At 48.4% G+C, this 12983-nt stretch carries 1 protein-coding gene; it reads left to right on the top strand.

What is annotated here, in order from left to right; genetic code table 11:
* The first annotated feature begins 24 nt into the window (after positions 1 to 24).
* Entirely contained in the window at positions 25 to 12957 is a 12933-nt protein-coding gene (locus tag AC1DFM_RS17985; protein WP_477078125.1) for an amino acid adenylation domain-containing protein, read from the top strand.
* Positions 12958 to 12983: the final 26 nt, after the last annotated feature.

The raw sequence follows: 12983 nt of genomic DNA, 5'->3' as shown, positions 1-12983 counted from the left end.
CGTTTCGTTTTTAAATTTTTAACTATGATCGACACTAATCTCGCCGGTATAATAGATCTGCTCAAGGAAGCCAATGACAGGGGAATCCGACTGTCTTTTGATAATGATAAACTGCTGTTGCAGATGCAGGAGGAAAAGGAGATAGATGAACTTTTGCTGAGCAGACTGAGAGATAATAAAGAATACCTGATAGCGTATTTCAGGAATCATAGACCCGTTGAGGCAGACAGGGCATTGCTCACCGGTATACAACCCTATGACCGGGAAAGTGTACGGCGTGTTCCACTTTCGTATAGCCAGGAGCGTTTGTGGTTTATTGATCAGTTGGAAGGCAGTATACAATATCATGTACCGGCTATCATAAAATTGAAAGGTGCGCTGAATACTACCGCGTTAACGCACGCATTGCGCACAATAGTGAACCGTCATGAGGTATTGCGTACGGTGCTGGCCGAAGATGAAGGGGTGGCTTATCAACGGGTGCAGCCTGTTGATGACTGGTCGTTGACCATCACAGAAGAGGCATTGTATAAAGGAAACACCGCCGCATTACAGTCTTTTATCCAAACGCTTATTGCCACACCATTTGATTTGCAGCAGGATTATATGCTGCGGGCACAACTGATTGTGCAGGGAGAAGAGGAATATACGCTGGTGGTAGTGATACATCATATTGCGTCTGATGGATGGTCTACTGGTATCATCGTAAAAGAGCTGATAGCGTTATACACCGCTTTGCTGGAAAGCCGCGCACCGAACTTGCCTCCACTCGATATTCAATATGCCGACTATGCCGTGTGGCAACGGAACTATTTATCCGGGGACGTGCTGGATCGCAAAATAAATTACTGGAAAGAAAAATTGTTGGGGGTAGCTACGTTGCAGTTACCCACAGACTTTACCAGGCCGGTGGTGCAAAGTACCAACGGCGCGGCCAGGCGGCTTACGTTGAACCGGGAATTGTCTGATGCGCTACAGGCGTTGTCGCGTCAGCAGGGAACAACCTTGTTTATGACGCTGTTGGCTGCTTTCAAGGTATTATTGTACCGTTACAGCGGACAGGAAGATATTTGTGTGGGCACCCTGATAGCCGGCAGAACGCAGCAGGAAACAGAAGGGCTGATAGGCTTCTTTTTGAACTCTCTTACGCTGCGTAGCGACCTGAATAGTCAACTTCCTTTTTTGTCGCTGCTGGAACAGGTAAAGCAAACTACTTTAAGCGCCTATGAGCACCAGGATGTTCCGTTTGAAAAGGTGGTAGAAGCCGTTGTAAAGGAACGTGATCTTAGCCGTAATCCGTTGTACCAGGTCATGTTTGTGATGCAGAATGTGCCCGATGAGCCGGCATTGCAGCTGGGTGATTTACAGCTGACGCTGGAAGAACCGGAACAGATCACGGCACCGTTTGACCTGACCCTTTCCATGGAAGAAAGTGCAGAAGGACTCAGTGGTCAGGTGGTATACTGCACCAACCTGTTCAACACCGCAACGATTGACCGGATGATGGTGCACTATGAATTGCTGTTGCAGGATATCGTAAAATCACCGGCAGAACAAATAGGTGCGCTGGGGATGCTTACGTCCAGAGAAGCGTATCAGTTACTCGTGACTTTTAATGATACGGTCAACGAATATCCGCATGAAAAAACATTACCGGCATTGTTTTCTTCCCGTGCCGGGCAAACGCCGGATGCAGCAGCGCTGGTATTCGGTGAGCGGATACTGACTTATAGAGAGCTTGAGGAGCGTTCTAATCAACTGGCGCATTATCTCCAGCGTAAAGGTGTTACAGCAGATACGCTGGTACCTGTTTGTATAGAGCGGGGACCGGAAATGGTGATCGCTATACTGGGTATCTGGAAAGCCGGAGGTGCTTATGTGCCGGTGGACCCGGAGTATCCCGCAGCCCGCATCGGCTATATGTTGGAAGACAGTAATGCAACTATTGTTGTGACCAGCAATTATGGTAAGGAGAAACTACCAGCAGGACACGATATACATATGATAGCGCTGGATGGTGGCAAACAGCTGCTGGAGCAGCAGCGCATCACGGCGCCGGTGACGGGGCCATTGCCACATCAGCTGGCTTATGTGATCTATACGTCCGGATCTACCGGTAAGCCTAAAGGGGTGATGGTAGAGCATCGTGGTATGCTCAACCATTTGTATGCGAAAATAAATGACCTGTTCATCAATGATAAAACGAAGCTGGCTTTTAATGCTTCCTATACTTTTGATATTTCCGTATGGCAAATGTTTGCGGCATTGGTTTGCGGTGGGCAAACCATTATTTATCCGGAGGAACTGATATTTCAGCCAGCGGAATTTATTCGTCGTATTGATGCAGACAGGATCACGATACTGGAATTGGTACCGTCTTACCTGACGTCTTTAATGCAGGAAGATACGGGTGTCCGGTTCTCGCAGCTGCAATACCTGATGGTGACGGGTGAAGCTGTGAGCCAGCCGTTGCTGAAGCAATGGTTTGAGCATCCGCAATTCGGTACCATTCCGGTAGTAAATGCTTATGGGCCTACAGAAGCTTCTGATGATATCTGTCATCATATAATGAGAAGTACGCCGGTGGGCTTAAACGTGCCACTGGGTAAGCCCGTACAGAATCTTCATCTCTATATATTGAATGATGTATTACAACTTTCTCCGGTAGGTATTGCGGGTGAGATCTGTGTATCCGGTGTAGGGGTATCCCGTGGATATCTTAACCGGGAGGCATTAACTGCGGAGAAGTTTATCAGGGACCCTTTCAGTCCGGATGCGGGGACGCGTATGTACCGCACCGGTGATCTGGGCAGATGGTTGCCAGATGGCACTATTGAATACCTGGGTCGTATAGATGAACAGGTGAAGATCCGCGGTTTCCGGATTGAGCTGGGAGAAATAGAAAGTGTATTGCAGCAATGTCCATTAGTAAACCAGGCGGTGGTACAGGCAAAAGCAGATCACGACGGTATTAAAAAACTAATTGGTTATGTGGTGCCCAATGGACCATTTTACAGAGATGATATTTTACATTATCTGGAAGATAAGTTGCCTGAATTTATGATTCCATCGTTGCTGATGGAAATGGAAAAGTTGCCATTGACTGCGAATGGAAAAATCAACCGGCAGGCATTGCCTGACCCGGATGCTTCGCTGTTAATGACAGCCACTTACGTAGCACCACGTAACGAAACAGAGGAGGTGGTCACCCATATCTGGCAACAGTTGCTGGGTATTGAACGGATAGGGATATACGATAATTTTTTTAACATAGGTGGTCACTCACTGCTGGCTATGCGGCTGGTAGCTGCCATTCGCCGGGAGCTGGATACGGAATTAACTATTAAATCATTATTCCTGTATCCAACTGTCGCTGGTTTGGCTGCACACGTGCAGTCATCCGGTAAAAGCGTGCAGCTACCGCCGGTAGAGGCAGTGGAAAAACCGGCGCATATTCCATTATCTTATAGCCAGGAACGTTTGTGGTTTATAGATCAGCTGGAAGAAGGCAGTGTGCAATATCATTTACCCGCCATATTACGGCTGGAAGGAAAGCTCAACAGAACAGCGCTGGCATATGCGTTACAGTCGATCGTGAGCCGCCACGAAGTATTACGGACGGCAATAGCCACCACCGGAGGAGTACCGTATCAGCTGATACAGGAGGTGGCTGACTGGGAAATGATCATTACAGATGAACTGGTATACCAGGTAGATGCGAATGCTTTGGAGGCGCTTATCAGCAATCTGGTAAATACGCCTTTTGACTTATCAGCCGGTTACATGTTGCGGGCAAATCTGATCGTGTTGGAAGATGAAGCACATCTGCTGGTGGTCGTTATTCATCATATCGCCTCCGATTTATGGTCTGCCGGTATCATCATCAAAGAACTGGCAGAGCGTTATGCTGCTTATGTGGAAGACCGTCAGCCGCTGCTGGCGCCATTGCCATTGCAATACGCCGACTATGCCATTTGGGAACGTACCTGGTTAACAGGGGACGTGTTGGAGAAAAAACTACATTATTGGAAAGATAAGCTGGCAGGCGTAACTACTTTAAACCTGCCTACAGATCATATACGCCCGGCTATTCAAAGCACCAGGGGCGCCGGCAGGAAGTTCCTGCTGGGGAAGGAATTATCGGAACAGTTAAAAGCATTTTCGTATGAGCAGGGAACCACGCTCTTTATGACTTTGCTGGCTGCATTCAAAGTATTACTATACCGCTACAGCGGACAGGGAGATATCTGCGTGGGTACACCCATTGCCGGTAGAACGCAACGGGAAACAGAAGTGTTGATTGGCTTTTTCGTGAATACACTTGCCCTGCGTAGTGACCTCCATGGTGATCCTACTTTTTTATCGCTCCTCCAACAGGTGAAGCAAACTACGTTGGGCGCCTACGATCACCAGGAAGTGCCTTTTGAAAAAGTAGTAGAAGTGGTAGTAGCGGAAAGGTCACTGAGCAGAACACCGTTGTTCCAGGTAATGTTTGACTTGCAAAGTACGCCGGAAGAGCAACACCTGCATTTGCATGATTTGCAGGTATTGCTGCAGGAAGCGGAACGCACTACCGCACAGTTTGACCTGAACTTCTCTATTAACGACAGTACAGAAGGGATAGGAGGCTACGTGACCTGGTGTGTTGACCTGTTCAACGATGATACCATTGACCGGATGGTGACCCATTACGAATCATTGCTGGCGGCCATTGTAACGTTGCCTGCGTCGCGTATCAGTGCGCTGAATATGCTTACACAGGAAGAAACCCAGCAGTTGCTGTATACGTTTAATGATACTGCCGTAGCTTATCCAACAGATAAAACGTTTGTAGATCTGTTTGCACAGCAGGTAGCAGACACCCCGGAAGCAATTGCGCTGGTATTCGAAGATACACAGCTGACTTACCGGGAGCTGGATGTATTATCCAACAAACTGGCGCATCATCTCATCAGTAAGGGGGTGAAGGCAGACACGCTGGTGCCCATTTGCATAGAACGTTCTTTGAACATGATCATTGGCGTACTGGCTATTATGAAGGCGGGCGGTGCTTACGTGCCCATTGATCCGGAGTCTCCTGCCAGCCGTATCAGTTATATGCTGACAGATAGCAATGCACAGCTGATTGTTACCAGCAGTTATGGAAAAGAAAAAATACCTGTTGGCACCACCGCTGATTTCATTTTGCTGGATGCAGATGCCGCCATCATCCATCAGCAGCCCGATACCCCGCCGGCTGTCTGGTTGTTGCCGCATCACCTGGCCTATATGATCTACACCTCAGGATCAACCGGCCGGCCAAAAGGTGTGCTGGTGGAACATCTGGGGATGCTCAATCACCTGCTGGCGATGGTAGATGAGTTCGGAATGGATAATAACGCGGTGGTAGCATTCACTGCTTCCTATACATTCGATATTTCGGTATGGCAAATGCTGAATGCATTCATTTGCGGTGGACGCACCATCATTTATCCGCAACAGCTGATCCTGCATCCTGCGGCGCTGATTGAAGATGCCGACAAACAGCAGGTTACCTTATTGCAATTGGTGCCGTCTTATCTTACCGCCGTATTGCATGATCATACAGATGTGACCTTAAGCGCGTTGCAGTATTTACTGGTTACCGGAGAAGCCGTCACCAGGCAGTTATTGCAGGAATGGTTCAGCCATCCGCGCTTCGGCAATATCCCGGTGGTAAATGCCTATGGCCCTGCGGAAGCCTCTGATGATGTGAGCTTTTATTACATGTACGAAGCACCTGCTGCAGCTAATATTCCCGTAGGCGCACCTATACAGAACTTACAGATTTATATACTTGATAAAGAAGAACAGTTATGCCCGCTGGGAATACCTGGCGAAATTTGTGTAGCTGGTATTGGCGTGGCGCGCGGTTATCTCAACCTGAAAGAATTAACCAATCAAAAATTTGTGGCTGACCCTTTCCGCGCCGGGCAAAGAATGTACAAGACCGGTGATCTGGGTAAATGGTTGCCGGATGGAAATATTGAGTTCCTGGGACGTATGGACGATCAGGTGAAAATACGTGGTCACCGGATTGAACTTGGAGAAGTAGAAAGCGTTATAGCTGCATCCGGATGGGTACAACAGGTAGTGGTCGTTGCCAAGCCTGACCATAAAGGACATCAACGGTTAGTGGGATATGTGGTGCCTGGTGAGTTATACGATAAAACAGCGATGCTGGCTTTTGTGAAAGAACAATTACCGGAGTATATGGTGCCGGTGCTAATGGAGTTGGAAAAGCTGCCATTAACGCCCAATGGTAAAATTGATAAGCACGCATTGCCGGAACCTGCTGCTGATGGACAGTTACAGCGCACCTATACAGCGCCGCGCAATAGGCTGGAGCAGGTACTTGCCAACAACTGGCAGGAATTGCTGGGCATACAACAGGTAGGGATATACGATAATTTCTTTGAACTGGGAGGGCATTCTCTGATGGCCATGCGCCTGATGTCGGTGCTTCGCCGGGAAGTCCAGGTGGAGTTGCCGGTGAAATGTTTATTCCTTTATCCTACGGTAGCAGAGCTGGCGGCCTGGTTACAGGTGCAGGTACCTGATAAAAGCACGCAGCTTCCTGTGGTGAAAGCATACAGCAGACCACCACAAATTCCGTTGTCGTATAGCCAGGAACGTTTGTGGTTTATCGACAGGCTGGAAGGAAGTATACATTATCATATTACAGAAGTATTAAGATTAAAAGGCGACCTCAATAGAGAGGCACTGGCCTACGCCCTGCAAATGATTGTGCAGCGTCATGAGGTATTACGTACCGTGATCCGGGAAGAAGGAGGAGTGCCGTATCAGCGTGTTCTGGAGCGCGACTGGCAGTTATCTGTTGTAGATGAGGCCACGTATAAAAATGATCCGGCGGTTTTACAAGCCTACGTAAAATCACTGACGGAAACACCTTTTGATTTGTCGGAGGATCATATGATGCGGGCACATTTGATTGTGCAGGCGGAAGATGAATATGTATTGGTATTGGTGATACATCATATTGCGGCGGATGCCTGGTCAGCTGCCATCATTGTAAGCGAAGTAATGGAGTGGTATGCGGCTTATACAGAAGGTCGACCTGCGCAACTCCCACCAATGGAGTTACAATTTGCCGATTATGCTATCTGGCAGCGGAATTATCTGTCGGATGCTGTGTTGGATAAAAAGCTGGACTACTGGAAAAATAAATTGGCAGGTGTTACGCCGCTGGCATTGCCAACAGATTATGTTCGCCCTGCTACGCAAACTACCCACGGGGGTAGCATTTTATTCCATATAGATCCGGTATTACAGGCGCAGCTGCTGTCATTGGCACAGCAGGAGGGCGTAACTATTTATATGTTGCTGCTGGCTGCTTTCAAGGTGTTATTGTATCGCTATAGCAACCAGACAGATATTAGCGTTGGCTGTTCTACAGCTGCACGTCCGCAGGAGGAAATAGAAAACCTGATTGGATTTTTTATTAATACGCTGACATTACGCAGCGATCTGGATAACCGTCCTGCTTTCACAACGTTGCTGCAGCAGGTGAAAGCCACTACATTGGATGCGTATGAGTACCAGGACGTACCTTTTGAAAAGGTGGTGGAAGCAGTAGCGAAAGACAGAGATCCCAGCAGAAGCCCACTATTCCAGGCGATGTTTGTGATGCAGAATGTACCGGGAGATGATGACCTGCGGTTGGGAGATATCGTATGGTCAGGAGAAGAGGTCGCCATCACCACCGCCAAGTTTGATCTTACATTTTTTGTTGCCGATGAAGCCACCGGTTTACATGTAAATGCGGTGTACAGAAGTGACCTGTTTACCGAAGATACGATTGTACGGATGGGGGCACATTATGTACAATTATTGCAGGCCATTGCCGCCAATCCTGCACAGGAAATAGATGCCTTGCCGATGTTGTCTTCTTCGGAAGAATTACAATTGCAGGCGGCGTTGACCTATCCATCTGTCAGCTATCCGCAGGATAAAACGTTCCTGGACGGATTTGCTGAGCAGGCCGCATTAACACCGCAGGCAACAGCGGTGGTATTTGAAGGCACACGTCTGACTTATCAGGAACTGGACGAACGCGCTACGCAGCTGGCGCATTACCTGCATGCGAAAGGCATCGGGAAAGGTTCGCTGGTACCGCTTTATATAGAAAGATCTGCTGAAATGATAGTGGGCATCATCGGTATTGGAAAGGCAGGTGCAGCCTATGTACCTATTGATCCTGATTTTCCATTAGATCGGGTTTCCTTTATCCTGGAAGATGCTGCTGCAAAAGTGGTGGTGAGTAGTCGTGCCGGCAAGGCGCAACTGCAGACGCGCAGCGCTGTGGAAGTGATAGCATTGGATGAGGATCAGCCACTCATCAGCCAGACCAATACCCGGCATACATTGCCTTCCGCTGCTCCGCAGGATTTGCTATATGTAATCTATACTTCCGGTAGTACCGGGAATCCTAAAGGGGTAACGGTTACCCATCGCAACCTGATAGATTACCTGTATGGACTGAAAGCCGCATTGCCGATAGCGGAATGCCGTTCCTTCGGATTGCTTTCCAGCATTGCCACAGATCTGGGTAATACGGTATTGTTTACTCCACTGATTTTGGGTGGTACGTTACATGTATTTTCTAAAGAGAGGATCAGCGATGGAGAATTGATGTATGATTATTTTTCTATTCACCCAATAGATTGTATTAAGGTGGTGGCTTCGCACTGGAAAGCCCTGTCGGCCTCCGGCAGATTATTGTTGCCGGAAAAACTACTCATTTTCGGCGGGGAAGCATTGGAAACAGCCGTCGTAAAAAGTATCCGCGCTTATGGTTCCCGTTGCACGATTGTGAATCACTATGGCCCAACGGAAACGACTATAGGAAAACTACTGCATGTGGTGAATGATTATATAGAGTACGGTCATCATATTCCTATCGGTAAACCATTTTCCAACACCCGGGTGTATGTATTGAATCCTGCCGGAAAGTTATGTCCTGTGGGCGTTCCCGGCGAATTATACATTGGAGGTGATGGAGTAGCACCGGGCTATTTGAATAATAAAGACTTAACAGATAGTCGCTTTGTAACTGCGCCGTTTGCCGGAGACATTACTTCAAAACTATATCGTACCGGCGACCTGGTGAAGATGCTGCCGGATGGCAACATACTTTTCGCTGGTCGTATCRATGATCAGGTGAAGATCCGTGGTTACCGGGTAGAGCTGGGAGAAATTGAAAAGGTATTATTGCGGAGTGAGCTGGTAAACCAGGCCGTGGTGGTAGCGCGTGGAGACGATAGTGGCAGCAAACGTCTGATCGGTTATGTGGTCACGAATGAAACATTAGATCAACATGCCATTGCTACCTGGCTGGCAGAGCATTTACCGGATTATATGATCCCTTCGGCTTTAGTGGTATTGGATAGCTTTCCGCTGATGGCCAATGGTAAAGTGGATAAGAAAGCTTTGCCTGATCCTGATTACTCCGCCACGGCAGATAGCTATGTGGCGCCTGAAACGCCCTTGCAGCAGGTGCTGACAGATATCTGGTCTACGTTGCTGGAGGTAGAGAAAGTAGGGCTTCACGACGACTTTTTTGCGCTGGGCGGCCATTCCCTGTTGGCCATACGGGTGGTATCTGCCATCCGGAAGGCGTTGGGCGTAGAGATAGCCATCGGCGATGTATTTGACTATCCCACTATTTCACTGTTATCCGTCAGGTTATCGGAGAATGCGGATGTATTGATTACACCGCCATTGGTGCCGGAATCAAGACCCGCACATATTCCACTTTCGTATAGCCAGGAGCGTTTGTGGTTTATACATCAGCTGGAAGGTAGTGTACAATATCATGTTCCCATTGTGCTGAGAATGAAGGGCGCTTTGCAGCCGGATGCGCTGGCATATGCGTTGCGTAGTACGGTGAACCGTCATGAAGTACTGCGCACGGTGATTGCACAGGAGGGAGGAACCGCCTATCAGCGGATTATAGACCAGGACCAATGGGAGCTGACAATAGTAGATGGAAAACAGTATGGAGATGATCTGCAGGAACTGAAAACATTTATTACAACACTGACAGATCAGCCTTTTGATCTGGCTGTCGACCATATGATGCGCGCGCATCTGATAACACTTCCCGGAGATGAATATATCCTGGTGTTAACCTTGCATCACCTCGTGTCGGACGAGTGGTCGCACGGTATCCTGGTGCAGGAATTTGCCGCACAATACGGCGCCTATGTGCATGGATTTGTTCCGCAACTCCCGGCGTTGCCTGTGCAATATGCCGATTATGCCATCTGGCAACGGAAGTATCTGTCTGGTGAAGTGCTGGAGAAGAAACTGGACTATTGGAAAGATAAGCTGGCCGGTGTAACCGCACTGCATCTTCCCGGGGATTTTACCAGGCCCGCTATCCAGAGTAACCGCGGCGCTTTCCTATCTTTCCATATTAATAAAAAAATAGCAGATCACCTCCTGCAGTTAAGCCAGGAGCAAGGAAGTACCTTGTTTATGACTTTGCTGACTGCCTTTAAAGTGTTGCTGTACCGCTATACCGGGCAAACGGATATTTGCGTGGGCACACCGGCATCCGGCAGAACGCAGCAGGAAGTAGAAGGTCTGATCGGATTTTTTGTAAATACACTCGCTTTACGGAGTGATCTGAGCGATAACCCTTCTTTTACCACGCTGTTGCAGGAAGTGAGAACCACGATCTTACGTGCTTACGATCACCAGGACGTACCGTTTGAAAAAATAGTAGAAACCGTGGTGAGGCACCGGGACCTCAGCAGCAATCCCATCTTCCAGAACATGTTTGTATGGGAAACAAAGGAAACTGCCAGCCCTTATCTCTCAAAAGTGCAGCTGTTGCCGGAAGCCGTAACGCATACCTCTTCTAAATTTGATCTCACCTTTTTTGCATCAGAAAGCCATGATGGTTTGCAAATAAATATTGAATACTGCACGGACCTGTTTAAAGAAGATACCATCCGTCAGTTATTCGCGCACTTTGAAGAATTGCTGCATAGCATTACAATATCGCCGGCAGCGCGTATAGATACCCTGTCGTTGATGGGTGAACAGGAGCGCGACCACCTGTTGTCATCTCTCAATGCTACTGAAGTAAAATATCCGGCTGTAAAATCGCTTATGGAGCTGTTTGCCACACAGGTAACACAACATCCGGATGCGATAGCAGTAGTAGCTGGTGGCGGGCAGCTGACTTATCGTGAACTGGATGAGCACTCCGGCAGATTAGCTACTTATCTGCGCAGCAAAGGAGTGGTGACAGGTTCACTGGTGCCGGTCTGCATAGAGCGGTCGCTAAATATGATTGTCGGCATCTGGGGGATACTGAAAGCAGGAGGTACCTATGTACCCATAGATCCGGAATATCCACCTGCCCGTATTCAATACATGATAGCAGATACCTGTGGCAGGGTCATCCTGACCAGTAGCACTTGCGCGGAAAAAGTAAGCGGGCAGCCGGGTGTAGGTATTATAGAGATAGATACGCAGTGGGACCAGATCATGGCCCAGCCAGTGCGCGAAACCGGTAATATCACACCTGCCTTTCTCGCCTACGTGATTTATACCTCGGGTACTACCGGAAATCCCAAAGGCGTGGAAATGCCTGCCAGTGCCATGGTGAACCTGTTGCGCTGGCAGCAGGGGCAAATGGATACCCCCGTCAGCAAACGGGTGTTACAATTTGCCAGTTTGAATTTTGACGTCAGCTTCCAGGAGATATTTTCATCCTTGTGTTTGGGACATACACTTTTCCTGATAGAAGAAGCCACGCGCAGGGATGCAGGTGAACTGCTGCGGCAAATCAGGCACCATCGTATCAACTACCTGTTCCTGCCTTATGTGGTATTGAAAAGTATAGCAGACTATGCAAAAGCGATGTCGCTCTATCCTGCCTCCCTGGATATTATTTTCACGGCAGGCGAGCAACTGCGCCTGAGCGATGATATCAAAGCGCTGCTGGATAATTCCGGCGCCAAATTGTATAACCATTACGGGCCTACGGAGGCGCATGTGGTCAGCTCCTATGAAGTAACTGATACCGACTTCGAAGAAAGATTACTGCCGCCTATTGGCAAGCCTATCAGCAACACGACCTTGTATATACTGGATGCCCGCGGAGAATTGTGTGGCAGGGGTATCAGTGGTGAGTTATTCATCGGCGGTGTACAGGTAGCTAACGGCTACCTGAATCAACCGGAGCTCACCGCGGCAAAATTCATGGCAGATCCTTTCAGTCATCTTCCGCAGGCAAGAATGTATCGCACCGGCGACCTCGCCAGATGGCTGCCAGATGGCAACATAGAATATCTGGGCCGTATAGATGACCAGGTGAAAATCCGTGGTTACCGCATAGAACTGGGTGAGGTAGAAAGTATCCTGCAACAGTGCGCATTGGTAAATCAGTCCGTAGTGCTGGCAAAGGCAGACAACAACGGCTTTAAACGATTGATCGCCTACATAGTGCCGGAAGGGGCTTTTGATAGAGAAGGTATTTTGTTCTATCTCAGAAGTAAACTGCCGGAGTATATGGTACCATCCCTGCTGATAAGCCTGGATAAACTACCGCTGACAGCCAATGGCAAGGTAAATAAGAAAGTATTACCTGATCCTGCGGCAGATGAACTGCTGACCAACGAATATGTAGCCCCGCGCAATCAACAGGAAGAAATACTGGCCGATATCTGGCAACGGTTGTTAAATGTGCCCCGCGTTGGGATCAAAGACAATTTCTTTGATCTGGGTGGCCATTCACTGCTCACCATGCGGCTGATCTCTGAAATACGCGAGGCATTACACATTGAAATACCGGTGGCCCTTTTCTTCCAGCTGCCTACTATTGAATCATTAAACAGACATCTGAACATTTCCCAGAATGATGTTACTGCCCCTGATAAGGATTTAAAAACGATCCGCTTATAACCCATTACACACTAAAATCATGAAAC

Source organism: Chitinophaga sp. 05T412, from assembly GCF_056396465.1.
Note: the sequence above shows the minus strand (reverse complement) of the source record. Positions and strands in the feature narration are given on the sequence as shown.